This is a genomic window from Streptomyces sp. NPDC020362, assembly GCF_040642095.1.
In the GTDB taxonomy this organism is placed as follows: Bacteria; Actinomycetota; Actinomycetes; order Streptomycetales; family Streptomycetaceae; genus Streptomyces.
The window spans coordinates 23,425-47,328 of the sequence record NZ_JBFAET010000058.1 but is presented as its reverse complement, the minus strand read 5'-3'; the positions used below and the strand labels follow the sequence as shown (position 1 = coordinate 47,328).

Annotated in this window: 21 protein-coding genes and 4 pseudogenes; 14 read left to right on the top strand and 11 right to left on the bottom strand. The window is 72.7% G+C overall.

The features are described from left to right. The coding region (locus AB0H32_RS21980; RefSeq protein ID WP_361123105.1) for a TIGR02452 family protein at window positions 1-869 on the top strand (869 nt) is incomplete at its 5' end. 24 nt (window positions 870-893) lie between these two features. Here the strand turns inward: AB0H32_RS21980 and AB0H32_RS21975 are convergent. Next, window positions 894-1,340, bottom strand: coding sequence for a type II toxin-antitoxin system PemK/MazF family toxin (locus AB0H32_RS21975; protein WP_361123102.1), 447 nt, complete (start codon window positions 1,338-1,340; stop codon window positions 894-896). 102 nt (window positions 1,341-1,442) lie between these two features. Between AB0H32_RS21975 and AB0H32_RS21970 the strand changes: the two genes are divergently transcribed. Beyond that, window positions 1,443-3,101: a hypothetical protein gene (locus AB0H32_RS21970; RefSeq protein ID WP_361123099.1), complete on the top strand. Its 1,659-nt coding sequence runs from the start codon at window positions 1,443-1,445 to the stop codon at window positions 3,099-3,101. Here the strand turns inward: AB0H32_RS21970 and AB0H32_RS21965 are convergent. The 3 genes from AB0H32_RS21965 to AB0H32_RS21955 form a co-directional block, all read right to left on the bottom strand. Then, a complete protein-coding gene (locus tag AB0H32_RS21965; protein ID WP_361123096.1) occupies window positions 3,046-4,533 on the bottom strand; it encodes an SPFH domain-containing protein in 1,488 nt (495 codons plus the stop codon). The two genes, AB0H32_RS21970 and AB0H32_RS21965, sit on opposite strands and share 56 nt — an antisense overlap. A gap of 133 nt (window positions 4,534-4,666) precedes the next feature. After that, window positions 4,667-4,885: a hypothetical protein gene (locus AB0H32_RS21960; protein ID WP_361123093.1), complete on the bottom strand. Its 219-nt coding sequence runs from the start codon at window positions 4,883-4,885 to the stop codon at window positions 4,667-4,669. Window positions 4,886-4,910: 25 nt separating this feature from the next. After that, complete coding sequence (locus tag AB0H32_RS21955) at window positions 4,911-6,335, bottom strand: amidase (RefSeq protein WP_361123090.1); 1,425 nt, start codon at window positions 6,333-6,335, stop codon at window positions 4,911-4,913. Window positions 6,336-6,514: 179 nt separating this feature from the next. Here AB0H32_RS21955 and AB0H32_RS21950 point away from each other — a divergent pair, with 179 nt between their 5' ends. After that, window positions 6,515-7,819 carry a hypothetical protein gene (locus AB0H32_RS21950; protein WP_361123087.1) on the top strand — a complete coding sequence of 435 codons (1,305 nt, stop codon included), beginning with the start codon at window positions 6,515-6,517 and terminating at the stop codon, window positions 7,817-7,819. Here the strand turns inward: AB0H32_RS21950 and AB0H32_RS21945 are convergent. Continuing rightward, entirely contained in the window at window positions 7,803-9,590 is a 1,788-nt protein-coding gene (locus AB0H32_RS21945; RefSeq protein WP_361123084.1) for an asparagine synthase-related protein, read from the bottom strand. The two genes, AB0H32_RS21950 and AB0H32_RS21945, sit on opposite strands and share 17 nt — an antisense overlap. A gap of 1 nt (window position 9,591) precedes the next feature. Next, entirely contained in the window at window positions 9,592-10,215 is a 624-nt protein-coding gene (locus AB0H32_RS21940) for a lasso peptide biosynthesis B2 protein (protein WP_361123081.1), read from the bottom strand. Between the two features lie 489 nt (window positions 10,216-10,704). On the opposite strand from AB0H32_RS21940, the gene AB0H32_RS21935 reads away from it, so the two are divergent. From AB0H32_RS21935 to AB0H32_RS21925, 3 genes and pseudogenes are all read left to right on the top strand, one after another. Further along, window positions 10,705-12,780, top strand: coding sequence for a molybdopterin cofactor-binding domain-containing protein (locus AB0H32_RS21935; protein WP_361123114.1), 2,076 nt, complete (start codon window positions 10,705-10,707; stop codon window positions 12,778-12,780). A 21-nt stretch (window positions 12,781-12,801) separates the two neighbouring features. Continuing rightward, window positions 12,802-13,260, top strand: a complete 459-nt coding sequence (locus AB0H32_RS21930) for a (2Fe-2S)-binding protein (RefSeq protein WP_361123078.1) — start codon at window positions 12,802-12,804, stop codon at window positions 13,258-13,260. 136 nt (window positions 13,261-13,396) lie between these two features. After that, window positions 13,397-13,716 (top strand): annotated as a pseudogene (locus AB0H32_RS21925) (LLM class F420-dependent oxidoreductase); the annotation flags it as partial. Between the two features lie 80 nt (window positions 13,717-13,796). Here AB0H32_RS21925 and AB0H32_RS21920 read toward each other — a convergent pair. Continuing rightward, window positions 13,797-14,360 (bottom strand): NAD(P)H-dependent oxidoreductase, encoded by a 564-nt coding sequence (locus AB0H32_RS21920; RefSeq protein ID WP_361123075.1) that lies wholly within the window; start codon window positions 14,358-14,360, stop codon window positions 13,797-13,799. A gap of 101 nt (window positions 14,361-14,461) precedes the next feature. Between AB0H32_RS21920 and AB0H32_RS21915 the strand changes: the two genes are divergently transcribed. Next, window positions 14,462-15,163 (top strand): helix-turn-helix domain-containing protein, encoded by a 702-nt coding sequence (locus tag AB0H32_RS21915; protein WP_361123072.1) that lies wholly within the window; start codon window positions 14,462-14,464, stop codon window positions 15,161-15,163. Window positions 15,164-15,241: 78 nt separating this feature from the next. Here AB0H32_RS21915 and AB0H32_RS21910 read toward each other — a convergent pair whose 3' ends face one another. Together AB0H32_RS21910 and AB0H32_RS21905 are read right to left on the bottom strand one after the other, a co-directional pair. Next, window positions 15,242-16,396, bottom strand: coding sequence for an NAD(P)/FAD-dependent oxidoreductase (locus AB0H32_RS21910; RefSeq protein ID WP_361123069.1), 1,155 nt, complete (start codon window positions 16,394-16,396; stop codon window positions 15,242-15,244). Between the two features lie 22 nt (window positions 16,397-16,418). Beyond that, a complete protein-coding gene (locus AB0H32_RS21905; protein ID WP_361123066.1) occupies window positions 16,419-17,081 on the bottom strand; it encodes a TetR/AcrR family transcriptional regulator in 663 nt (220 codons plus the stop codon). 263 nt (window positions 17,082-17,344) lie between these two features. On the opposite strand from AB0H32_RS21905, the gene AB0H32_RS21900 reads away from it, so the two are divergent. After that, on the top strand, window positions 17,345-18,379 hold the full coding sequence (locus AB0H32_RS21900; protein ID WP_361123063.1) for a LacI family DNA-binding transcriptional regulator: 1,035 nt from the start codon (window positions 17,345-17,347) through the stop codon (window positions 18,377-18,379). Between the two features lie 34 nt (window positions 18,380-18,413). Next, window positions 18,414-18,883: pseudogene (locus AB0H32_RS21895) on the top strand (aldehyde dehydrogenase family protein); the annotation flags it as partial. Window positions 18,884-18,920: 37 nt separating this feature from the next. Here the strand turns inward: AB0H32_RS21895 and trxA are convergent. Continuing rightward, on the bottom strand, window positions 18,921-19,292 hold the full coding sequence (gene trxA / locus AB0H32_RS21890; protein ID WP_361123060.1) for a thioredoxin: 372 nt from the start codon (window positions 19,290-19,292) through the stop codon (window positions 18,921-18,923). A 153-nt stretch (window positions 19,293-19,445) separates the two neighbouring features. On the opposite strand from trxA, the gene AB0H32_RS21885 reads away from it, so the two are divergent. Continuing rightward, window positions 19,446-20,876, top strand: a complete 1,431-nt coding sequence (locus AB0H32_RS21885; protein WP_361123057.1) for an NAD(P)/FAD-dependent oxidoreductase — start codon at window positions 19,446-19,448, stop codon at window positions 20,874-20,876. Between the two features lie 9 nt (window positions 20,877-20,885). Here the strand turns inward: AB0H32_RS21885 and AB0H32_RS21880 are convergent, their stop codons facing one another. After that, window positions 20,886-21,530 (bottom strand): peptide deformylase, encoded by a 645-nt coding sequence (locus AB0H32_RS21880; protein WP_361123054.1) that lies wholly within the window; start codon window positions 21,528-21,530, stop codon window positions 20,886-20,888. A gap of 126 nt (window positions 21,531-21,656) precedes the next feature. On the opposite strand from AB0H32_RS21880, the pseudogene AB0H32_RS21875 reads away from it, so the two are divergent. The 4 genes and pseudogenes from AB0H32_RS21875 to AB0H32_RS21860 all read left to right on the top strand — a co-directional run. Continuing rightward, window positions 21,657-22,148: pseudogene (locus AB0H32_RS21875) on the top strand (PepSY domain-containing protein); the annotation flags it as partial. A 155-nt stretch (window positions 22,149-22,303) separates the two neighbouring features. Beyond that, window positions 22,304-22,735: a BlaI/MecI/CopY family transcriptional regulator gene (locus AB0H32_RS21870; protein ID WP_361123051.1), complete on the top strand. Its 432-nt coding sequence runs from the start codon at window positions 22,304-22,306 to the stop codon at window positions 22,733-22,735. 6 nt (window positions 22,736-22,741) lie between these two features. Beyond that, window positions 22,742-23,122 (top strand): annotated as a pseudogene (locus AB0H32_RS21865) (M56 family peptidase); the annotation flags it as partial. Window positions 23,123-23,263: 141 nt separating this feature from the next. After that, window positions 23,264-23,839 carry a GNAT family N-acetyltransferase gene (locus AB0H32_RS21860; RefSeq protein ID WP_361123048.1) on the top strand — a complete coding sequence of 192 codons (576 nt, stop codon included), beginning with the start codon at window positions 23,264-23,266 and terminating at the stop codon, window positions 23,837-23,839. Window positions 23,840-23,904: the final 65 nt, after the last annotated feature.

Sequence of the window (23,904 nt, the reverse complement as noted above, 5' to 3'; positions counted from 1 at the left end):
GCGCGGGCCGTGATCAGGGCGTCCACGGGGGTGGCGCCGTGAGCGCGCGCCTGCGTGGCATCGCCGCGGAGACGGAGCGGATCGTGGCAGCCGGCGGGTACCGCGCGCCGGACGGCCGTGAGGTGTCCCTGGCGGCGGCGATCGAGGCCGCCCGGGCCGGCACACGGATGTACGGACCCGAGCCCGTGCCGGTGTCCACGGACCCGGACGAGGAGCCGTTCTTCGAGGTCACGGGCGAGAGCAGCCTGGAGGCCGCCCGCCGGCTGGCCGACGCCCCGGTCGCCGTCCTGAACTTCGCCTCGGCCCGAAACCCGGGCGGCGGCTATCTGAACGGCGCCCAGGCCCAGGAAGAGGCCCTGTGCCGCGCCTCCGCGCTGTACACCTGCCTGCTCCGGGCCCGTGCCTTCTACGACCACCACCGGGCCCACCGCGACCCGTTCTACACGGACCGGGTGATCCACAGCCCTGCCGTCCCGGTCTTCCGCGACGACCGGGGCCGGCTGCTGCCCGACCCGTACGGCGTGGGGTTCCTGACGGCGGCGGCGCCCAACGCGGGCGTCGTACGGCGTACGGCGCCGGAGCGCACCGGCGACCTGCCCGCCGCGCTGGCGGCACGGGCCGAGCGGGTCCTGGAGACCGCCGCCGCCCACGGCTACCGACGGCTGGTGCTCGGCGCCTGGGGCTGCGGCGTCTTCCAGAACGACCCGGCCCAGGTCGCGGGCGCCTTCCGGGCGCTCCTGGGGCCCGGCGGCCGATTCGAGCGGACGTTCGCACACGTGGTGTTCGGGATCCTGGACCGTACGCCCGGAGCGACGGTCCGGGAGGCCTTCGCGCGGGCGTTCGCGCAGGACGCACCGGTCGGCGCGTGACCTCCGCTCACTGCGCGGTGCCCGTCAGGTCCAGCCGTAGCGCTCGTGGAGCCGCTGCCTGACCAGGTTGAACCGCATCCGGTCCAGCGCGCACGCCTCCCGGCGCATGCCCTCCTCGTGCAGCCGCAGCACGCGGTCCACGTCCACCCACGAGTCACGGCCCGACCGGTCCCAGGGGCCGCTGCCGATCGCCACCCACTCCCGGTCGTCGTCGTGCCGCTTGCTGGACAGCTGGACGGCGAGGAAGGTGCCCGCGGCCTCCCGGGCGACGACCAGCACCGGGCGGTCCTTGCCCCGGCCGTCGTTCTCCTCGAACGGCACCCAGGTCCACACGATCTCGCCGGGGTCGGGGTCGCCGTCGTGGGCGGGGGAGTACTCGGTACGCACCCGGCCGACCTCGCGCGGGTCGGCCTCGGTGGTGGCGTGCGGGCCCTGACGGCCCGGGACGTTCTCGTCGGTGTACGTGCTCACGCAGGCACCCTAGTGGTCCGGCCGCGTGGGGCAACGGGCGCCCGTAGACTCGCGGTTCGGGGTACTGGTGGGCAGAAAACACATACGGGGGGAATCCGGGACATGCCCACGCCTGATCAGATGTGGGACGAAGCCGACCTGCCCACGCGTCGGCTCGCCGGTCTGGCGCTCAATCCGTCCGCATCGGAGGAGGTCCTGCTGCGGCTGCTCGCCGACGCGCCCCTGGCCGTACGGATGGTGCTGTGCCGGGACCGGGACCTGCCCGAGGCCGTCGTGGACGCCGTGGTCGAGCATCCCGACCGGCGTACGCGCGGCTTCTTCGCCGAGAACCCCCATGTCGATCCGGCCCAGCGGGGACGGCTGGTGGACGACCCGGACTGGATCGTCCGCTCCTGCCTCGTCGAGGGGCCCCGCATACGTTTTCCCCACCGGCCGAAGCCGCTGCCCGACGACGTCGTCGTCCGGATGATCTGCACGTACAACGGCGAGGAACCGCTGGGTTCGCACTACTTCTACCAGCAGATGTCCTCGGAACTGATCCGGTCCATGCCCACGCACCCGCTCCCGGAGGTCCGCCTGTGGGGCGTCGGCAGCTGGGACCGGCTGACCCCCGGCGTCAGGGCCGCGCTCCTGGCGGACCCCGACGACAGAGTGCGGGAGCGGGTGCGGCAGCACCTGCAGTACGAGAACCCGGCCTGGGTGGAGAGCGTGCTGCCCGACCGTCCGAGCCACGGCCGTACCCACGCCCTGCTCCACCAGGCCCTCAGCAGAGCCGTCGTGGACAGCGTGCTCACGGCTCCGGCGGGCGAGGACGACAAGTCGATGATCGCCCGGAACTCCTCTCTCCCGCCGGACGTGGTCGTCCTGCTGGCCGCCGACCCGGACCCCCGGGTACGGGAGGAGATCGCGCGCCGCGCGGACCTCGGTGCCGCCGAACGTCACGCCCTCGTCGCCGATCCGCACCCGCAGGTGCGCAGAGCGGTGGCGTACCACGCCGACCTCGGGCCCGCCGAGCGCGACGCGCTCGCGACGGACACCGACCCGCAGGTGCGGCTGGCCGTGTCCGTCCACCCCGCGCTGACCGAGCAGGAGCGGGCGCGGATCGACTACGAGGTCCCCATGGACTGCCGGTTCGGGTTCCGTTTCGTCTCCGTGCTGCCCGTGCCCCGGGACCCCCAAGCCGTCCGCCGCAAGGTGCTCTCCAGCCATCCGATGCTGCGCCGGGAGGCCGCCGAGGACCGCGAGCTGCCGGCGGAGCTCGTGGCCCGCCTGGCCGAGGACGACGATCCTGGCGTACGGGTGCTGCTCGCCCAGAACTACCCGGACGCCCCGGCGGCACTCCTGCTGCGCAGTTTCCTCGAGTACACCGGTCCCGAACGCGAGAACCTGATCACCCGTCCGAACTTCCCGCACGCCGGTCTTGCCGCCCTCGCCGACCACGAGGACCCGCAGGTCCGCGCGCTGGTCGCCCGCGACCCGGACACCGCGCCGACCACCGTGGAGCGGCTCACCCGGGACCCGGACCCGGACGTACGGGCCGCGCTGGCACGCCATCCGAACCTTCCGCGGCCCCGGCTCGCGGAACTCCTCGACGACGAGGAACTGGCCCATGCCGCCGCCGCGAACCCGGCGTTGGACGCGGCCACGACCGACCGGCTGCTGGCGACGGCCGGCCGGGATCGCGGCGAGGCCCCGGCCCTGTCGCCTAGTCCTCCGGCTCCACCGGCACCTTCTGCGGCGCAGGCGGCACGGCCCCGTTGAGGGACGGTGAAGTGCCGCTGCCCGCCTGCCCGTTCTGGTTCATGGACGCGAGCAGCTGGCGGGCGAGGCCGAGGCCGGTGCCGCCCATGGTGAGCGCCTTGGCGAACAACTCGGCCATGCCGTCGGCGCCGTTGAGCAGCACCATGTTGTCCACGTTCCCGAAGGCGGACGCGCCTGCCTGGACGATCTCCGGCCAGTTCTCGGCGAGTTGCTGGGCGACGACCGCCTCCTGGTTCTCGGCGAGGGCGGCGGCGCGGGCCTTGATGGCCTCCGCCTCCGCGAGACCCTTGGCCTTGGTCGCCTCGGCCTCCGCCAGACCCCTGGCCTGCGCGGCGGCGGCCTCGGCCTCACCGGTGGCCCGGGTCGCCGCGGCCGTTGCCGAACCCCGGGTCTTGGTGGCCTCCGCCTCGGCGCCCGCGGCGGTCTTGACCCGGGTCGCCTCGGCCGCGGCCGCGAGCTCCGTCTCCTTGGCATTGGCCTCGGCCGCCGAGATCCGTGCGTCGCGCTCGGCCTCGGCCAGCGTCCGCTTCTCGTAGGCCTTGGCGTCGGCCGGCTTGCGGACGTCCGCCTGGAGCTGCTGCTCCCTGCGGTGCGCCTCCAGTTCCGCGACCCGCGTCTCCTGGACGACGACCTCCTGCCGGGCGGCCGCATCGGCGAGCGGACCGGCCTGCCGGGCCTTCGCCCCCGCCTTGTCCCGCTCGGCCTGGTAGCCGGCCTGCAGGATCTCGCTGTCCCGGGTGGCCTCCGCCATCCGGGCGTACGACTGCTGCTCGGCCTCGGTGGCGAGACGGTTCGCCTCCGCCTGCGCGATGCGCGCGTCCCGCTGCACGGCCGCCGCGTGCGGCATCGCCAGGTTCTGGATGTACCCGGTCGGGTCCTCGATCTCGTGGATCTGCAGCGAGTCGACGATCAGGCCGAGCTTCTCCATCTCCGCACCGCAGGCCGCCCGGGTCTGCCCCGTCAGTTTCTCCCGGTCGCGGATCATGTCCTCGACCGTCAGCCCGCCCACGATGGACCGCAGATGACCGGCGAAGACGTTGTGCACCCGCTCCGACATCATCCGCTGCTGGTCCAGGAACCGGCGGGCCGCGTTGGCGACCGAAACGAAGTCGTCGCCCACCTTGAAGATGACCACGCCCCGCACCTTCAGCGGAATGCCCTGATGGGTCACGCAGTCCACCTGCAGCTCGGTCTCGTTAAGGTCGAGGGAGAGCTTGCGCACCGCCTGCACACCGGGCAGCACCAGCGTGCCGCGCCCGGTGACGATGCGGAATCCCATGCCCTCCTCAAGGCCCTCGGTGCGGTGCTTGGACCCGGAGATGATGAGCGCCTCGTTCGGCTCGGCGACCCGCCACATCAACTTGAACAGACCGATCAGAACAAGGGCGGCAACGACGGCCGCCCCCGCAACGACGCCGATGATCATCGGCATTCGCCCCCTTTGCATGGTGCCCGTTCGGCACCGAACGAAGGGAGTGTGCGCCTCGCGCGACGCCCCGAGAAGGCGCTGACGAATCCTTGTTGCAATCTTGACGCATACCCCCCTCACCTGGGGTGGAGCATGCTCAACTGTCGTAGGCCGTGGTGACGTAGACCGTCCTCGGCGGGAGGTACTCCACCACCATCACGATCGTGCCGGGCTCGATGCGGGCCGTGCCGTCGGCCGCGTAGGCGAGGAAGTGCTCCGCACCGCCGCGCACCCTGACGATCACCTCGCCGACCAGGCCCGGCCCGATCGTCCCCGTCACCCGTCCCATGAGTCCGACCATCGACGCATCGCCCATGGTCACAGGGTACGGCGGAACGCGTTCACGCCGCCCTGGAATCCGCGTCCGGCTTCCGGGGCGGCCACAGTTCGTGCCAGTGCAGCTGCGCCTCCAACTGGGCGGCGAGGGAGACCAGCAGGGGCTCGCTGTTCGCCGGGCCCAGCAGCTGGGCGCCCACCGGGAGGCCGTCGCCGACGAAGCCCGCGGGCACGTTCACCCCGGGCCAGCCGAGGACGTTCCACGGCCAGGCGTACGGGCAGGCGGCGATCATGGCGCGGTCGGTGGCGAGGCCGCCGAGCCGGTTCAGGGCACCGATCGCGAGCGGGGGAGCGGCCGTCGTGGGGGCGAGGATCACGTCGTAGGAACCGAAGAACGCGCCGATCCGCCGGTGCAGAACCGCCTCGGCCCGCCGGGCCACCCGCAGCGGGGCCCCGCCCAGCAGCCGGCCGAGCCGGGCGGCGTCCCGGGTACGCGGGTCGAGCAGCGCGGGGTCGGGGGCCTCGCGGACCCGGTCGGCGATACCGGCGGTGGCACGTGGCACGAAGGTCAGCCCGATCTGGCCGTAGGGCGGGTCTGCCTCCTCGACGCTGTGGCCCGACGCGGCCAGTTTCTCGGCGAGTTCGAGGATGCGGGCCCGGATCTCCGGGCGCAGGCGGGCGGGTACGGCCGTGAACGGCGGCTTCAGCGAGAGCGCGATGCGCAGCCGGCCCGGATCGCGGCCGACCGCGTCCGACACCGTCAGAGCCGGAGGCCGGTGCGGGTCCCGGTCGTGGTTGCCGCTCGCCGCGTCCAGCAGCAGGGCCGCGTCGGCGACCGTACGGGCCAGCGTGCCGTTGACCGTGATGCCGTGGAAGGACTCGCCGTGCGGCCAGGTAGAGATGCGTCCGCGCTGCGGTTTGATGCCGATCAGGTGGGTCCAGGAGGCCGGGATCCGCACCGAGCCGGCGCCGTCCGAGCCGAGCGCGGCGGGCACCAGACCGGCGGCCACCGCCGCGGCCGAGCCCCCGGAGGAGCCGCCGGGGGTGTGGCCCGTGTGCCACGGGTTGCGCGTCTCCCCGAACGCCGGACCCTCCGTGAACGGCCACTGCCCCAGCTCGCAGGTGTTCGTCTTCCCCACGATCACCGCTCCGGCCGCGCGCAGCCGCCGTACCGCCTCGCCGTCCGTCGCGACCGGCGGGAAGTCGCCGGGACAGCCGAACGCGGTCGGCTCGCCCGCCACGTCCATGTCGTCCTTCACCGCGACCGGCACCCCGAGCAGCGGGCGCCGGGATCCGGCGGCCAACTCCCGGTCGGCGGCATCCGCTTCGGCGAGCGCGGCCTCGGCGCGTACGAGCCGGAAGGCGTTCAGGGTCGGCTGGGTGGCCTCGATACGGGCCAGCGCCTGTTCCACCAGCGCGCGCGAGGTCACCTCCCCGTCGGCGAGCGCGCGGACGGACTCCACAAGGCCTGCGGCACGGTCGGGCGTCATGGCGGGGCACCTCCGGGGGCTCGGGGCACGATGTCTACTGAACGGTAACGTCACATGGGGTACGCGCGTACAGCTTTCGCACAGGCTTTTGGTCCGACCGGAGGTATGCGGCTGGTGGGCGCGTGGATCGCCTCGGACGATGGTGCTCGGATCGCTATGCGGCGTCAGGAGGTGATCGTGTGACGAGTTCTCCCGAGGGCGGCTCCGGCGCGACCGTGCTGGAGCGGCGGGGGCTGCCGAAATCCAAATGGGTACGGGCGGAAATGGCAGGGGTCCTGCTGGTCCTGGTCCTGACGGCAGTGCCGGTGGGCTGGTGCGGCCGCCGGGACTTCAACGAGGCTCTGACTTTCACGGGTCGTATGACCGGAGCAGCCCTCATGGTGGTGGCCCTCATCATGTTCTTGGGTGTTGCCGCGGTCGTGGACTACTGGGTCCGGGGGCCGACTTCCAACCTCGGAGTGGTCGCTCTGATCAGTGCCGGAGTGGCGTTGCTGACGAACGCCCTGCTCCTGGTTCAGACATGGAGCGATGGTGAAAAGGTCCGCTACCCGGTGCTGTTCGGTGTGCTCACGGTGGGTTCGGTATTGGCTGTTGTCGTGGTGTGGCGGACCTTGGACGAGATTCCCGCCCCGAAGCGGGTCGCTGCGGCGCTGATCGTCTCCACGGTTCTGGGGGTCGGCAATTTCAGCTACCAGAACCTCTATCAACCGTACCGTCGCGGGGCCAAACCCCTTGTGTATCTGACGGTGGGCAAGGCGGTGCTGAGCAAGGACCGCAAGGCGTTCGCCGTTCCGGTCGACATCAAGCTTGAGAACCACAGTGATGTGGGTTTCTACGTGCTCGGCACCGAGTTCCACGCCATGGGGGAACAGGCGCCGCTGAGCGGGAGGGACCGGCTCCACACGCAGTGGCGTGCCGATGCCGAACACTGGAGCAAATACCGGGAGAAGCTCCCGCTCTCCCGCAGAGAGGCCTACCAGCCCGGCCAGCTGGTGGCGGCGCAACCATGGATTGCCCCCGGGAACTGGATCGAGGCAAACGACGAGTCCATCGCTCGAACGGTCATTCAGCTCCCCATTGACACGCCGTATGACCATTTGGCGTTCTACGCCACCGCGAGTCTTGCACGCAAAGATCGACTCGGCCTGGGGAGATCCGATCCCATCGGATATTCCTGGCGCGGCGCCAAGCTTCCTCAATGGGTGAAGGATTTGGGGAAAGGTGACGACTCCATTGTCTACCGTTCCGACGTGCGAGAGAACAATGCAATCGACAGCTATACGAGAAAGGCTCGCTGTGTCACCGTCTATTGGCGCTTTGGTGTACATGGCGTGGAAGTCTCGGAGTCCATCACGCGAAGGGGCGAGGCGAATCGCGTGACCACGGAAAGTGAAGACCGCGATGCGCGGGGCCGATACGGTCTCGTCGACGTACTGGCGGGCCCGATCGAACAGACGCTGTGGGGCATCAAGAGCCAGCGCTGACCAGCCCCTCCAGCCACATCACCAGGGCCAGAGAGCTGTTCATGCGGTCCCACGAGTATGAGTCCCCCATGCCCAGCTGAGCCTCCCTCACGGCCCGGCACAACGTCTCGACGTCGAACATCTCCTCGACCAGTGGATGACTCGCTGAGCGGCACAGGCCGATGAGTTCGTCGCCGTGGGTGTGCAGGCCGCGGGCGTACAGCTGGTTGAAGGGGACCTTGACCGCCCGGCTGCGGATCCCGGACGGGAGCAGATCTGCCATGGCCTCGCGCAGAACCGACTTCGGACGGCCGGGAGAGAACGTGGCTTCCGAGGGTAGACGGCGCATCGTGGTGATGACCTCGGGGTCGAGGAAAGGGTGCGAGAGGAAGAATCCGTCCTCCCGTGCGCGGTACCAGGACAGCAGGTCGGGAGCGGCCAGGTAGTTGGCTGCGTCGTAGAGGGACTGTTCCGGCGCGCGCCCGAACACGAAGCGGCTCTCGGCGATGCTGGCCTCACGGTAGCCGTGCGCCCGCGCGAATCCGGGTCGCAGCCAGCGGGGACGGCCGAAGGTGCCGAGACCGCCGAGCACCGTTCCGGGCCGAGTGAGCGCCGTGACCCGTTCGGCCGTCAGCGGAAGAGCCGGCTTCATCACGTAGTCGCAGACGATGTCGCGCAAGCCCCGCTCGCTGCCGTCGGCCCAGGCGCGTGCCTGCTTGGTCATGTGCCTCAGCCGTCCCGTGCGGGCCAGCCGGTGCAGGTGAAGCGGGTTGGCGTCCGCGATGGGATCTGCCCCGCAACCGGTGATGAGGGTGTCGCAGCCCAGGTCCGCCGCAGCGGCATGGAGCCTGGTCCAGAACGGGGCGCGGAAGGCGTGGGCGTGCGGTTCGTCGGCGTCTCCCGCATGGTGGCGGAAGTCGTCGAAGTCGGCCACGTCGCCGGCATCGACGATCACCGGGCGGGCCGCGGGTGCGTGCCGGCGGATCGCCTCCATCGCCTCGTCGAGGTACGGCCGTTCCCCGGCCAGCTCCCCGCTGCCGAAGCGTCCGGAGAGCAGGACGAGGTCTCTGCCGTCAGAGCGGCCGTGTGCCGTGGCCGGCATCTGTGCTGCGAGCAACGCGACGCTGGTGGAGTCGACACCGCCGGAGACGTGGCATGCCGTCATCGTGCCCATGCGGCGACCGACGGCGTTCTCCAGTGCGCGGCGCAGGTCTTTCGCCGCCGTGCCGGGGCGGGTTCCGTCCGCCGACGGCGGCAAGGGGCCGCGGGCGTCGGACATGTCTCGCGACACACGCCCGCGCAACTGCCCGGTGAGGGAGAGCTCCACCACCTCGCCGCCGAGGATCCGGTGCACCCCGGCGTACGGGGTGAGTTCCGAGTGCGGTTGTGCCATGTTCCCGGTCAGGTACCGGCAGAAGTAGCGGCGTTCCAGCTCCGCGCCGCCGCCGAGACTGCGTGCCGATGTGCTCACCGCGCTCACCCGGCCCCCGGACGCCCTGAAGAACAGGGGGATGCGCGCGTGCGCGTCCCTCATCAGCAGGATGCGGTCGCGGCACACGAGGACGGCCGCGTAGTCGCCGTTCGGCAGGCGTCGTGCGGCTCCCGGTCGGCCGAAGGCGTCGAGGAGGCCGTGCGCGCCCGCCACACGGTCACTGACCGAGCCGACCCAGCCGACGACCGCTGCGGTGCCGGCCGGCGAGGCGACCGTCGTGACGAGTCCCCGGCCGGCCATGTCCTCCGCCGCCCGCAGCCTCGGCGCGCCCCCGGCCCACTCGAGGCGGACCGCTTCCACGTCAGCGTCCTCCGCGGTCGATGGAGAGAACCGGGGTGAACGCGTGCCCTCGCGGCTCGGCGTCGGGGATGCTCAGCCCCGCCGCCGACGTCCAGGCGTGCAGGGCGAACGGGTGCTCGCGCACGCCGACGTGCAGCGTGGCCTGCAGGCCGCACCGCCGCAGCAGGACGAAGGCCGTCACAGCTTCGGCCTTGCAGTCGTCGTTGACGAACCAGCTGCTGCCGCTGTGCGATTGCACTGCTCGTTTCAGCCGTGCGACGTCCTCGGTGTCGGGGGAATCCGCACGGGTGTAGTCCGGAGCCGCCAAGGAGAGGAGTCGAAGGACGCGCCCGAAGCCGAGGGTCCGGATCAGCAGGTGGACTCCGCGCAGCCAGAGCCCGACCTCGGCGTTCGTGTACACCTTCCGGCGGGGCGTTGCACATCCGGCATGGACGAGGGCGCTGACGAGTTCGGCGCGTTCTTCGGCGTCTCCGTCGGCGAACTTCTGGATGTCCGACGTCGTCATGCCGAGAAATCGGGTTCGCTTCCAGTCCGCGATCATCGCTCCGCCGGACATCCTGACGACACGGCAGTGCGGTGACAGGATCCGCCTCATGACCACCAGGGCCTCGGTGTCCTCTGCCACCGCGCATCCTCCAAGATCGGCCTGCCGCGGCACACCGCGGCAGGTCCCATGCGATCCGCGGCGGGGTCAGGACTGGTAGCCGTGGCCGTCGTACATGCCGCCGCTGAAGCCCCGAATCAGGCGGCCGTTGCCGAGAAGGACGAGCCGCCGCGGACTGCGACGCCGCAGTAGTCGGAGAAACATCGCCTACCTCCAGGATCAGGAAGGGGCGGTCAGATCCAGGCTACTCTGCCCCGAATGCCCTGCAACCGGACCTCGGGTCGGCCGTGCAGGGCAGTGCGCAGGGACAGCGGTCCGCAGCCGGCAGGCAACCGGTGCGCGGCCCGGCCCCTCCTACCTGTCGAGCGATCCGTACCGGGACACGTGCCCCCTCCCGTGCCGTGCCCTGCCCGCCCCCGCGCCGACAGGAGCCCTCGTTTGGACCGCACCGAGCCCCCGTTGGGCCGCACCGAGCCCTCGTCCTCCGCCGGGCTGTCCCGGCGCCGGTTCATGGTGTATTCGGTCGCCGCGACCACCCTGACGGTCGCCGCACCCCTCGCCTGCACCTCCTCACCCGCACAGGGCGCCGAGCCGGCCGCCCGCACCGGCTCCGACGTCCTGGTCACCGGCACCGACGAGGAGATGCTGGTCCTGGAGGTCACGGCGGCCAACCAGGTCGTCGTCCGGCTGCCCCGGGCCGAGGTCGGCCAGGGCATCACCACCGCGGTCGCCATGATGGTCGCCGAGGAGCTGGACGCCCGCCTCGCCGACGTGCGCATCCCGCTCGCCGACGCGCGCAGCAAGGGCAACCAGTACACCGGCGGGTCGAGTTCGGTCAGCTCGCTCTACGACCCGGCCCGGCAGCTCGCCGCCACGGCCCGAGCCAGGCTGGTGACCGCAGCCGCCCGCCAATGGCGGCTGCCCGCCTGGTCGTTGCGCACCCGCGACACCATGGTCGTCGCTCCCGACGGGCGCACGGCCACCTTCGGCTCGCTGACCGGACATGCGGCCCGCATCCGCCGCACCGCCGTCCCGGACCGGCCCAAGCCGGCCTCCCGGCACCGGGTGATCGGACGGCCGACGACCAGGATCGACGCCCGGGACATCGTCACCGGGCGGGCGAAGTACGCCGGGGACCTGGCGGTGGCCGGGGCGAAGCCCACGGTGGTGGCCCGACCGCCGACGATCCGGGGCAGGCTGGTCTCGGTCGACGACCGGGCCGCGCGCGCCCTGCCGGGCGTCCATGCGGTCGTCCGGGTGCCCGGCGGGGTGGCCGTCGTGGCGGACACCTTCCACCAGGCCTTCCGTGCCCGGGATGCGTTGCGCCTGACCTGGGCGCCGGGACCGCTCGCCGCCCTGTCGGACGCGCAGATCCGTGCTCGGCTCAAGGCCGCCGTGCCCCGGCTCGGCACCCCGCCCCACGGATCCACCCCGGTGTCGGGCGAGTTCGCGTTCGCCTTCGTCAGCCATGCCCCGATGGAGGTGCTCACCGCGGTGGCCGACGTCCGCGCCGACCGTGCGGAGCTGTGGTTCTCCTCCCAGACCCCCATGGACGCGCGGGACGCGGTCGCCGCGGCGGTCGGTCTGCGCGCGGCGGCGGTCCGGGTCCATGTCGTGCGCGGCGGGGGCTCGTTCGGCCGGCGTCTGAACTACGACGCGGCGATCGAGGCGGCGCTGGTCTCCAAGGCGGCCCGCCGCCCGGTGAAGCTGATGTGGAGCCGCAGCGACGACATCCGTCACGGCCGGATGCGCCCGGCGAGCCACCACCGGGTCCGGGCCAGTGTGGCCGGGGGCCGGGTGGTCGCCTTCGAACAGGTGACGGCCTCGGTGGCGGAGTCGTACGACGGCACGGGCCCGTCGGCGCAGGGCGGGGTGCGGACCCGGTCCGGCCCCCTGCCCAGTGACTCGGGCCTGTACAACTTCGGCCGGGTGTCCGGCGGTTCGGGCGGTATCGGCCTGGCCCTGCCGCTCGGCGCCTGGCGGTCGGTGGACTCCGGGACGGTGCGGACGGCCGAGGAGATCGTCGTGGACGAGATCGCCCGCAGCCTTCGCCGGGACCCGGTCGCCTTCCGCCGCACGACCCTGCGGAACAAGAGGGTCCGGGCCGTCCTCGACAAGGTCGCGGCCGCGGGCCACTGGGGGCGGTCCATGTCCGAGGGCACTGCCCAGGGGGTCGCCGTGCACGAGGAGTACGGCTCCTGCGTGGCCTGCCTGGCCGAGATCGACACCAGGGACCCGAAGAGCCCGCGGGTGACCAAGGTGGTGATGGCGGCCGACGTGGGTGTCGCCGTCAACCCCCGTGGCCTGGAGGCCCAGTTGATGGGCACCGCGATCGACGGGATCTCCGTCGTTGTGCAGGCGGGCCTGCACATCGACCGGGGCGCCGTCCGCGAGGGCAGCTATGCCGACTTCCGCTACGCCCGCCAGCGCCACGCCCCGCTCGTCTTCGAGGCCCACATCCTGCCCTCGGCCGAGGAGCCGGGCGGCGCCGGCGAACTGGGTGTGCCCGCGGCATCCGCAGCGGTCGCCAACGCCTACGCCCGCGCGACGGGCACCGTCCCCCGCTCCTTCCCGCTCACCTTCTGAACCCCCGACCCGAAGGCAGCCATGCGCTCGTACTCCTTCACCCTCAACGGCGAACCGGTGACCGTGGAGGCCCCCGCCGACATGCCCCTGCTGTGGGTCCTGCGCGACCTGCTCGGTGTCACCGGCCCCAAGTACGGCTGTGGCGTGGGCGTCTGCCGTGCCTGCACCAGTCATCTCGACGGCGCCGAGATCCAGCCCTGCACGGTCCCGGTCGCCGACTGCGCGAACCGCACGGTCACCACCATCGAGGGACTCGCCGACGGCGACACCCTCCACCCCGTCCAACAGGCCTGGCTGGACTGCGACGTGGCCCAGTGCGGCTTCTGCCAGCCGGGCCAGATCATGGCGGCGGCGGCTCTCCTGGAACGCACTCCCCGCCCGACGGACGCCGACATCGACACCATCGAGAACATCTGCCGCTGCGGCACCTACGCCCGCATCCGGGAGGCGATCAAGAAGGCGGCGGAGCACGGAGGGTGACCCTGGGTGTGGCGGTGCACGGGGGCTGACCGTCACCGGGCCGGCAGCCGTCGCGGCCGGCCAAGGCGCCCCGCGCATGCCCCGGACTCTGCGAGTGCTGCACGGCATGGGTCCGGTGACGCGCGTCCGGGACGGAGGGGCCGCCTGGTACGACCGTGGGCACCGCGGACTCGGCGTGCCCTGTCCGCCGCTCGTCGAGCGCTTCGAGTGCCTGGAGGAGACGCTGCGCTGCGGCACAAGCTCGACTGCTGCGCGGCGGTGGAACGGGACTACGACACGATCCGCAAGACCTTCGTGTACACGGGCGAGCACGCGACCGCGGGCGACCTCGACGCCTTCCTGCGGGACATCGAGGGCTGCGCCGGGCTGGGCATCGACACGGTCGTCCTCGCCCCGCGGCCCGGCGCGGTCCACGGGTGGACCGAGCGGTTCGCGGCCCCGGCGGTGGAGCGGCTGACCGGCCCCTTTCGTTCCGCCCGGCCGAGCGGAACGAAAGGGGCCGGAGCATACTCCGGCCTCTTCCTGGTGCGTACGGCTCAGGCGGCCGCGGTCACGCCCACGTTGCCGTGCAGACGGGCGACGACCTCGGTCAGCTGTGCGGCGACCTCGGCGTCGTCGACCGGGTGGGTCTCGGCGAAGCGGGTCACGGAGCCGGGGATGGACAGCTTGATGTCCTCGATCACCTTGCCGCCGGCGATGCCCACGGCCTTGCGGGTGTCGTCCTGCGCCCACACGCCGCCGTACTGGCCGAAGGCGGTACCGATCACGGCGACGGGCTTGCCGCCGAAGGCGCCGGCGCCGTAGGGGCGCGACAGCCAGTCGATGGCGTTCTTCAGGACGGCGGGGATGGTGCCGTTGTACTCGGGCGAGAAGAACAGGAAGGCGTCGGCACCCCGGGCGGCCTCACGCAGCTGGACGGCCGCGGCCGGGACGCTGCCCTCGACGTCGATGTCCTCGTTGTAGAAGGGGACCTCCGCCAGACCCTCGAAGAGCACGACCTCGGCGCCCTCGGGCGCGAGCTTCACGGCCGCCTCGGCGAGCTGGCGGTTGTGCGAACCGGCGCGAAGGCTGCCGACGAGCGCAAGGATGCGAACAGACATGGCGGTACTCCAAGGGGCTGAAACATTGCTGTCACGATCCGGACCGGGGTCCGCTTGGATTTCTACCAGGCTAACCGGACCGCGGTCCAGTTTTCTTCCCGATGCTTTACGCTGTCGTCATGTCCAGCGCCCTGCCACCCTTCCCGAAGCCTCAGGAATCCGTCGACACGTCCCAGTTGCTGCAGGTCGAGCAGGGTCCCGACGAGCCGTGCCTGCGCGCCGACGCGGCCCGCAACCGGGCTCGCCTGCTGGAGGCCGCCGCCCGGCTGATCGCCGAGCACGGAGTGGCCGGGGTGACCATGGAGGCCGTGGCCGCGGCGGCCCAGGTGGGCAAGGGGACGGTGTTCCGCCGCTTCGGCGACCGCACCGGGCTGCTGATGGCCCTGCTCGACCACTCGGCGCGGCAGCTGCAGGCCGACTTCCTCGGCGGGCCGCCGCCGCTGGGGCCCGGGGCGCCGCCCCTGGAGCGGCTGTGCGCGTTCGGTGTGGCGGTGCTCTACCGCTCGGCCGAGCAGCTGGACCTGCAACTGGCAGCCCAGTCGGAGCCGAACCGGCGCTTCTCCCACCCCTCCGTCCAGGCACTGCGCACGCATGTCGCGATGCTCCTGCGGCAGATCGTGCCCACGGCCGACTGTGAACTCCTCTCCCAGACGCTGATGGCGTATCTCGACCCCGCGCTGATCAACCATCTGGCCCGGCAGTGCGGGATGCCCATGCAGCGGCTGGAGGCCGGCTGGATCGACCTGGTCACCCGGGTGACGGGCACCGGGCCGCCGGTGAGGGGCACCGAGCCGCCCAGGTGACGGGCACCGGGCCGACAGGTGTGAGTGTGCGGGACAGTGCGTCGTCGGCCTCTTTGCAGGAACGGCCGCCGGGCCCGTTCAGCCCTCGCCGCCGGTGAACATGTCGACCAGTCCCTGCGGGGCGTCGGCCCGAAACAGCATCGCGCCGTTGTGCGCGGACTCCGCCGCGGACGTCTCGCTGCGCGGGAACAGCTTCTCCTCGTAGGCGGCCAGTGCGGCCTCGGTGTCCCCGGGGTGCGCGGCCAGCGCGAGGCCCAGTTCGGCACCGTCGAGCAGTGCGAGGTTGGCGCCCTCGCCCGCGAACGGCGACATCAGGTGCGCGGCGTCGCCGAGCAGGGTGACCCCGGGGACCCGGTCCCAGCAGTGCCCGACCGGCAGGGCATGGATCCGGCGCGGCACCAGAGCCCCGTCCGCGTCCGTGACCAGCGCCTTCAGATTCTCGTCCCAGCCGTCGAACTCCTTCAGCAGCGCCGTCCTGGCCGCCTCGGTGTCGGCGAAGTCGATGCCGTCCAGCCACTCCTCCGGCACCTCGACGGCGGCGTAGACGTGCAGGCTGCCGTCGCTCTCGCGGTGCCCGAGGAATCCCCGGCCCGCACCCAGTGCGAACAGCATCCCGTCGCCCACCACCCGGGCGGCGTCAGGGTGGCGCCGGTCGGCGTCCAGCAGATCCGCCTCGACGAACGAGATGCCGGTGTAGGCCGGCTCGGCGCAGGAGAGCAGGGGGCGGACGCGCGACCAGGCGCCGTCCGCGCCGACCAGCAGGCCGGCGGTGAAGGCGCTGCCGTCCGCGAGCGTCACCTCGTGCCGTCCGTCGCCGAGCGGACGTGCGCCGCTCACCTTGGCGCCCCAGCGAACGGTGCCCTCGGGCAGGGAGCCGAGCAGCAGGTCGCGCAGGTCGCCACGGTCGATCTCGGGGCGCCCACCGGTGCCGTCGTCGCTCTCCTCCAGACGGACGGCGCCGTCCTGGCCGAGGACCCGCAGGGCCTGGCCGCCCGGGAGGACCCGCGCCATGAACTCCTCGTGCAGTCCGGCCGCGCGCAACGCCTCCTGGCCGGAGTCGTCATGGATGTCGAGCATGCCGCCCTGTGTACGCGCGGACGGCGAGGCGTCCAGGTCGAACACGGCGGCTGCGATGCCGTGCACGTGCAGCACCCGGGCGAGCGTCAGCCCGCCCAGTCCGGCGCCCACTATGGCGACGGGGTGGTGGGGGAGGGGGGTGGAAGGGGTGGTCATGGTGGCCTCCGGAAGAGAGGTGTCAGTCGGGTACGGCGGTCCGCTCGATGCCGTTGACCAGCGCCTGGAAGGCCCAGGACAGCCGGGCCTCGGGGGCGCCCGACAGCAGGGCGCCGGCGCTCGCGGCGATGTGCGGGTGGGTGTCCTCGGGCGCGTCGTGCAGGGCGCGCTGCACCGCCTGCCAGTCGCCCGGGGACTCCTCCCCGGCGTGTTCGGCGGCGGTCGCGGTGGCGTGCTGGAGCAGCAGGTCCACGCCCCAGGCCGCCTGCTCGCGCGGGATGCCGCCCTCGTCGAGCAGGGCGAGCAGCGTCTCGATCAGGTTCAGGTAGTGGGGGCCGCTCGGCCGGGCGGTCAGTGCCGAGCGGGCGAGGCTCGGATGTTCCAGGAGCATCCGGGTGCAGGCGGTGAGCACCTGCTCCAGCCGCTCCCGCCAGGTGCCGCCGGCGGGGGCGGGTCCGACCGTGCCGAGCAGCTCGTCCAGGACGGCCGCGTGCAGTTCGTCGGTGTTGCGGACGTAGACGTACAGCGAGGCCGGACCCGTGTCGAGCTCCTGCGCCAGCCGCCGCATGGTCACCTTCCGGAGCCCTTCGGCCCGCAGGATCGCGACGGCCGCGCCGACGATGCCCTCCCGGGTGAGCGCGGGCTTGGCGGGGCGTTCGCGGCGGGAGCGGGGAGTTGCTGTCATGCTCCGATCGTAACGAACATGTTCGTTACGAACAAGTTCGTCAGGTCGGTGTTCGTGACGAGCATGTTCGTGACGGCGTGCCTGCGGCGGACGGGTGCGCTCCAGTGGTGTGCGTGACCGCCCCGCGTCCGGCGTCCGTGGGCCTGGCCTCCGTGTTCGGCCGCGGATGCGCCGGTGCGGACGCGCGGGGCGATGGTTCGGAAATGAAAGACGTTCCCCCGCCCGCCCCCCGCTCCGGCCTCTCTGCCAAGATGCGGTCTGTCATGGTGCAGATACCGAAACCGCCCCCGTCCGCTGCGCCCTCGGCGCGCTCCGTGCCCACGAGCGCCGATGTGGCCCGGCTGGCCGGCGTCTCGCGTGCGACCGTCTCCTACGTCCTCAACAACACCAGCGCCGTACGGATCAGTGAGCCGACGCGCCGCCGCGTCCGCGAAGCCGCGCGGGAACTGGGGTACGTGCCCCACGCGGCCGCCCGCAGCCTGCGCGCCGGGCACAGCCGGATGGTCCTGATGCCCGCCCCCGCGATCCCGGTGGGCCCCCTCTACAACCGCTTCCTCGACGAACTCCAATCGGCCCTCGGCCGCCTCGACTACACGGTCGTGCAGTACGGCGCGGTCGGCCTCCAGGGTGACGAAGCCGCCCGTGCCTGGGCCGAACTGCGCCCCGTGGCCGTCCTGGTGCCCGGCACCGGACTCGGCCCGCAGGGCGTCGAGGTCCTCAAGCGGGCCGGCGCCCGGGCCGTGGTGACCCTCGGCCCCGAGTGCGTCGACGGCGCGCACGCCCTGCTGACGGACCACGGCGCCGTCGGTCACTGCGCCGGAGTTCATCTCCGGGACCGCGGCCGGCGCCGTATCGGTGTGGTCGTCCCCGAGGAGCCGGGCCTGGAGGTGTTCTCCCGGCCCCGGCTCGCGGGCGTGCGCCAGGCCCTCGCCGGCACGGAGGCGGCCGTGACCGAGCTGCCGCTCGCCTACACGGAGCAGGGTGCCGCTGAACTGGCCGCCCGCTGGCCGGAGTTGGGCCTCGACGCGGTGTTCGCCTACAACGACGAGTACGCGATGCTGCTGATGCGCGCCCTGCAGGACGAAGGGGTGCGCATCCCCCAGGACGTGGCCCTCGTCGGTGCCGACGACCTGATGCTCGGCCGGCTGCTGAGGCCCCGGCTCAGTACCGTCCACATCGAGCTGCCCTCCGGCCGCGATCTCGCGGAACTGGTCGACCGCGCGGTGCGCGACCCCGGCGGCGAGCCCGAGGTGCGCAAGGTGCTGGGCGCATCGCTCGTCCGGCGCGACTCCAGCTGAAGCGGACCGCGGCGGCGGTCAGGGTTCCGGGGCGCTGCCCGGCGAGGCGCCCCGGCTGCCGTACACCCGCCGGGTCCCGGGCGGAGCGGTCGGGGTGATCGCGCCCTCCAGCGTCCCGCTGGTCCTCGCCGTCCGCCGGGCGCACAGGCTCTCGCACTCGGCAACGCGGTCGTCCTGAAACCCGACCCGCGTACCGCTATCCGCGTACCGCTATCCGCGCACCACGGTCCACGGGCCGGCGCCGACGAGGCGGCCGCGCTCGCGGCGGGCAGCGCCTGCGGCCTGTCCCCCCGGCACCGTCCCACGGGACACCGCACGCGGCCTCGACCTCGCCGACGCATCCCGACCGGCAACGTCCACATCTACGACCAGAGGGTCGACGACGAGGCCGTCGCACCCTTCGGTGGCGTCGCCGCGTCCGGCACCGGAGCCCGCTCCGGCGTCGAGGCCGACCCGGAGGCCTTCACCGAGCTGCGCCGGACGACCGTACGCGGCGACGTGGCGCCTACCCCGTCCAGGTCCCGTGGCGCTGACCGGAGCGCTACTCGCCCTTCGCCTGCTGGGCGGCGATGCTCTTGCGGACCTCGTCCATGTCCAGCTTCCGGGCCTGGCCGATGACGTCCGCGAGAGCCGCCTCGGGGAGGGCACCCGGCTGGGCGAAGATCGCGACCTGGTCGCGGACGATCATCAGCGTCGGGATCGACTGGATACCGAAGGCCTGGGCCAGCTCGGGCTGGGCCTCGGTGTCGATCTTGCCGAACACCAGGTCGGGGTTGTCCGTGGCGGCCTTCTCGTAGACCGGCGCGAACTGACGGCACGGCCCGCACCAGGACGCCCAGAAGTCGATGAGAACGAACTCGTTGTCGGTGACCGTCTGGTCGAAGTTCTCCTTGGTGAGCTCCACAGTGCTCATGGCGTGATTCCCTCTTCCTGGTGTGGGGGTTGTGCCCTCGGCGGAAACACGGCACCCCGGTCGCCTATTCCGTGCTCGCTCGGAGCATGCACGGTCGTATCCGGCGCGCGTACCCGTGTGGCCCCCGCGCCAACCACCCACCAGACTGACCCCATGACGGAAACGGAATCCATTGCGTACGACGTCGTGGTGCTCGGGGCCGGGCCCGTGGGGGAGAACGTCGCCGACCGCACCCGCGCGGCCGGCCTCACCACCGCGGTCGTGGAGAGCGAACTGGTCGGCGGCGAGTGCTCGTACTGGGCCTGCATGCCGAGCAAGGCGCTGCTCAGACCGGTCATCGCCCAGTCGGACGCCCGACGGCTGCCCGGCCTCGGCCAGGACGTGCAGGGACCCCTCGACACCCCCGCCGTCCTGGCCCGCCGGGACTACTTCACCGCGAACTGGAAGGACGACGGCCAGGTCCGCTGGCTCGACGGCATCGGCGCCGACCTGCACCGGGGCCACGGCCGCCTCGCCGGGCCCCGCACGGTCACCGTGACCGCCCCCGACGGCACCGTGACGACACTCACCGCCCGACATGCCGTGGCCGTCAGCACCGGCACCCGCGCCCAACTGCCCGACCTGCCGGGCCTGGCCGAGGTCAGGCCCTGGACCAGCCGTGAGGCCACCAGCGGCAAGGCGGCCCCCGGCCGGCTGATCGTCGTGGGCGGCGGTGTCGTCGCCACCGAGATGGCCACCGCCTGGCAGGCCCTCGGCTCGCAGGTGACCCTGCTGGTCAGGGGCAAGGGCCTGCTCAACCGCATGGAGCCGTTCGCCGGGGAACTGGTCGCCGAGGCCCTCACCGAGGCGGGCGTCGACGTCCGCACCGGCACCTCCGTCGAATCCGTCACCCGAGAGAACGGCACCGTCGCGGTGGTCACCGCCTCGGGCGACCGCCTGGAGGGCGACGAGATCCTCTTCGCCACCGGCCGCGTCCCGCACACCGACGACATCGGCCTCGACACCGTCGGCCTGGAACCGGGCTCCTGGCTGGAGGCCGACGACAGCCTGCGCGTCACCGGCACCGACTGGCTGTACGCGGTCGGCGACGTCAATCACCGTGCGCTCCTCACCCACCAGGGCAAGTACCAGGCCCGCATCGCGGGTGCCGCCATCGCCGCCCGCGCCGGAGCCGGCACCGTCCTGGACGAGCCCTGGGGGGCACACGCGGCCACGGCCGACCACTACGCCGTACCGCAGGTCGTCTTCACCGCCCCCGAGGCCGCCGCCGTCGGTCTCTCCCTCGCCGAGGCGGAACAGGCCGGCCACCGGGTGCGTGCCGTGGACGTCGAGTTCTCCTCGGTCGCCGGGGCCGGCCTGTACGGCGACGGCTACAAGGGCCGCGCCCGGATGGTGGTCGACCTGGAGGAGGAGATCCTGCGCGGCGTCACCTTCGTCGGCCCCGGCGTCGGCGAACTGATCCACTCCGCGACCGTGGCGGTCGCGGGCCGCGTCCCGATCGGCCGCCTGTGGCACGCGGTCCCGTCGTATCCGACGCTGAGCGAGGTGTGGCTGCGGCTGATGGAGGCCTACCGGGACAACTGACCCACCGGCTCAGGGCAGTTCGAAGCCCAGCGCCTCGGCCGCCGCCCGAGGGGTCGGCTGCCCCCAGCGGGCGGCCACCGCCTCGTTCGTGGACAGGGAACGCAGCTCGGCGCGGTCGAGGTAGAGCAGGCCGTCCAGGTGATCCGTCTCGTGCTGCACGATACGGGCCGGCCAGCCGGTGAACACCTCGTCCAGGGCGCGACCCCGTTCGTCCTCGCCGCGCAGCCGCACCTCGGCGTGCCGGGCCACGACCGCCTGCCAGCCCGGCACGCTCAGGCAGCCCTCGAAGAACGCGGCCCGGGCCGTGCCCACCGGCTCGTACGACGGGTTCACCAGGACGCGGAAGGGCTGCGGCACCCGGCCCCGGGCCAGTGCCACCTCCTCCGGCACGGGCGCCGGGTCCTCGATGACCGCGATCCGCAGCGGTACGCCGACCTGCGGCGCGGCCAGGCCCACGCCCGGGGCCGCGTGCATGGTGGCGCGCAGGGCCTCCACGAAGCGGTCCAGCAGCGATGGACCGAGCTGACCCTCGTACGGTTCGGTGCCCTCGCGCAGCACCGGCAGGCCGGCCGCGGCGATGGGCAAGGGGCCGCCGGCAGCGAGGAGTTCCTCGACCCGCTCGACGAGAGATGCGCGATCACTGGGAGGTGCCATCGCGTCAGCATGCCATGCCCGCATGCCGCTCCCTGTGGCACGGCCCACCAACACACCGGGGAACTCGGGCCCTTCGCGCTCCGACTACTGGACCACCCACGCTGTCGGCCCCAGTCCCCGTAGAGGCCCGCCGACGCGCACAGCGCCTACGCCGTCCAACAGGTCCGGCGCAGCTGGCCGGAGAAGCAGGACTCCGTCGCCGTCGACCCAGCCACCGGCAAGGTCACCGACGAGCTGCGGTTCGCCGCCTACCCGCTGCTCGCCAAGCTCACCCGCCGGGGCATCGACCTGCACACCGGCGTCCTGATCGGGATCGTCAGCCAGACGGCCCTCGCCCTGCTCGCCCTCGCCCTGATCCTGCTGATCGTGTGGGGCTGCCGCATGTGGTGGCAGCGCGGCCGCGGCAACGCCTTCGGCCGCCCGATCCCGCGCGGCGCCTGGGCGCAGGTGCCGCCGTACCTTCTCGTCCCGGCCCAGGTGGCGATCGGGGTACTCGGCCATTTCGTGCCGCTGCTCGGCATCCCCCTCGCCGCCTTCATCGCCGTGGACGTCGCCCTCGGCGAGATCGCACACCGGCGCGGGCGCCGCACCTACGGGAGAGCAGCCGGCGTGAAGTAACGTAATCGGACGGGGCGACGCCGAGCGACGGGTGAGCCGAAGGGGCGCGTCGGAGGCCAGAGCCCGGACGCGCGGAGGCCCGAAGGGCTGAGCACGAGCTCTCGAGACCGACTGCGGCGCCCCGGAGGCGAACCGAGCCACACAAAAGGGGAGTCATGGTGCGGGACGGCGGCCGGGCCCGGCGGCGCGGCCAGGGCGAACTCGAGGGCCAGGTCCTCGGCGCGCTGCGCGAGGCGGACGGGCCGGTCACCGCGGCCTGGGTGCAGGAACGCCTCGGCGGCGACCTCGCCTACACCACCGTCGTCACCATCCTCACCCGGCTGCTCGCCAAGGACGTCGTCGCCCGCGAACGGCAGGGCCGCTCCTTCCTGTGGACCCCCACCGCCGACGTGGCCCGGCTCGCCGCCCTGCGCATGCGCCGCCTGCTGGACGGCGAGCGGGACCGCGAGGCCGTCCTGGCCAGCTTCGTCACCGCCCTGCCGCCCGGCGACGAACAGGTGCTGCGGGCCCTGCTCGACGCCGCCGGGCCCGGCGCGGTGAACAACGGGAGGACGGCACACACCGACGGCGGCGGTACGGAAGACTGACCGCCCATGGGGGTCTTCGTCTTCCTGCCGCTGGTACTGACGTTGTCGGCCTGGCCGGTCGCCCGGGTCGCCGAGGGGCATCCGCATCCGCACACCGCCACCCGGCTGCTCACCGCGGTCGCCGTGGTCATGGCCGGGTGCAGCACGCTCTGCCTGGCCCTGCTGATGGTCGTGCGCACCGCCCAGCTGCCCGGCAACCCTCTTCCGGACGGCTGGTCCGACGCCGAGGTACGGGCCGCCGTCCCGTACGACGAGGTCGTGGGCCGCGCCGCGATCCCCGCCCTCGTCGTGGTCGCCGCCTGCGCCCGCACCGTGTGGCGCCACTGCCGCGTCTCCCGCCGGGCCCGGCGCGCCCTGGCCGCACTGCCCGGCCGGACCGTGGCCGTCGGCCTTTCACCCCGGCCGGCCTCGCCGTCCGGGGCGCCGCCGCCGGCGCCGTGGTCTCCGCGATGTCGTCGGCGAACCCGGCCGTCACCCGGTTCGTGATCCTGCGCGCGGTGACCACGCTGTGACCCCGGGAGGACTCCGATGAGGTTCGCGGTACAGCCCCTGTCCACGGCCACCTGGCCGGACTTCGCCCGGCTGGTGGAGGAACACGAAGGTGTGTGGGGCGGCTGCTGGTGCATGGCCTTCCACGAGGAGGGGGTCGGCCGGACGACGACCCCGCAGCAGAACCGGTCCGGGAAGGAGCGGCGGGTGCGGGAGGGCCGGGCCCACGCGGCGCTCGTGTACGACGGCACCGCCTGCGTGGGCTGGTGCCAGTTCGGGCCGACCGATGAACTGCCCCGCATCAAGCACCGCCGGGCCTACGAGGCCGGGGACCCGGTGCTGCCCGACTGGCGGATCACTTGTTTCTTCGTGCACCGCGCCCACCGGCGCTCCGGGGTGGCCGGCGCAGCGCTCGACGGCGCCCTGCGCGAGATCGCCCGGCAGGGCGGCGGCACCGTCGAGAGCTACCCGCAGGACACGGACGGGGGCAAGGTGTCGGCGTCCTTCCTGCACAACGGCACCCTGGCGATGTTCGAGAGCCGGGGCTTCACCCGCACCCGCCGCCTGGGCAAGAACCACTGGGTGGTCAACCGGACCGTGGACCCGCCGCCCTGAGGCGTGCGAAGGGCCCGGCCCCATGGGGGAACCGGGCCCCGGACGCGCCGCGACTGCAGGATCGG

Excerpts from the sequence above, each read along its gene's own strand:
- AB0H32_RS21965 (WP_361123096.1), bottom strand. The coding sequence starts at position 4,533 with ATGCCGATGATCATCGGCGTCGTTGCGGGGGCGGCCGTCGTTGCCGCC.
- AB0H32_RS21880 (WP_361123054.1), bottom strand. The coding sequence starts at position 21,530 with ATGGCACCTCCCAGTGATCGCGCATCTCTCGTCGAGCGGGTCGAGGAA.
- AB0H32_RS21905 (WP_361123066.1), bottom strand. The coding sequence starts at position 17,081 with ATGACAGCAACTCCCCGCTCCCGCCGCGAACGCCCCGCCAAGCCCGCG.
- AB0H32_RS21930 (WP_361123078.1), top strand. The coding sequence starts at position 12,802 with ATGCGCTCGTACTCCTTCACCCTCAACGGCGAACCGGTGACCGTGGAG.
- AB0H32_RS21900 (WP_361123063.1), top strand. The coding sequence starts at position 17,345 with ATGGTGCAGATACCGAAACCGCCCCCGTCCGCTGCGCCCTCGGCGCGC.
- AB0H32_RS21955 (WP_361123090.1), bottom strand. The coding sequence starts at position 6,335 with ATGACGCCCGACCGTGCCGCAGGCCTTGTGGAGTCCGTCCGCGCGCTC.
- AB0H32_RS21910 (WP_361123069.1), bottom strand. The coding sequence starts at position 16,396 with ATGACCACCCCTTCCACCCCCCTCCCCCACCACCCCGTCGCCATAGTG.
- AB0H32_RS21870 (WP_361123051.1), top strand. The coding sequence starts at position 22,304 with ATGGTGCGGGACGGCGGCCGGGCCCGGCGGCGCGGCCAGGGCGAACTC.
- trxA (WP_361123060.1), bottom strand. The coding sequence starts at position 19,292 with ATGAGCACTGTGGAGCTCACCAAGGAGAACTTCGACCAGACGGTCACC.
- AB0H32_RS21920 (WP_361123075.1), bottom strand. The coding sequence starts at position 14,360 with ATGTCTGTTCGCATCCTTGCGCTCGTCGGCAGCCTTCGCGCCGGTTCG.
- AB0H32_RS21935 (WP_361123114.1), top strand. The coding sequence starts at position 10,705 with ATGGTGTATTCGGTCGCCGCGACCACCCTGACGGTCGCCGCACCCCTC.
- AB0H32_RS21960 (WP_361123093.1), bottom strand. The coding sequence starts at position 4,885 with ATGGGCGATGCGTCGATGGTCGGACTCATGGGACGGGTGACGGGGACG.
- AB0H32_RS21970 (WP_361123099.1), top strand. The coding sequence starts at position 1,443 with ATGCCCACGCCTGATCAGATGTGGGACGAAGCCGACCTGCCCACGCGT.
- AB0H32_RS21885 (WP_361123057.1), top strand. The coding sequence starts at position 19,446 with ATGACGGAAACGGAATCCATTGCGTACGACGTCGTGGTGCTCGGGGCC.
- AB0H32_RS21915 (WP_361123072.1), top strand. The coding sequence starts at position 14,462 with ATGCTTTACGCTGTCGTCATGTCCAGCGCCCTGCCACCCTTCCCGAAG.
- AB0H32_RS21860 (WP_361123048.1), top strand. The coding sequence starts at position 23,264 with ATGAGGTTCGCGGTACAGCCCCTGTCCACGGCCACCTGGCCGGACTTC.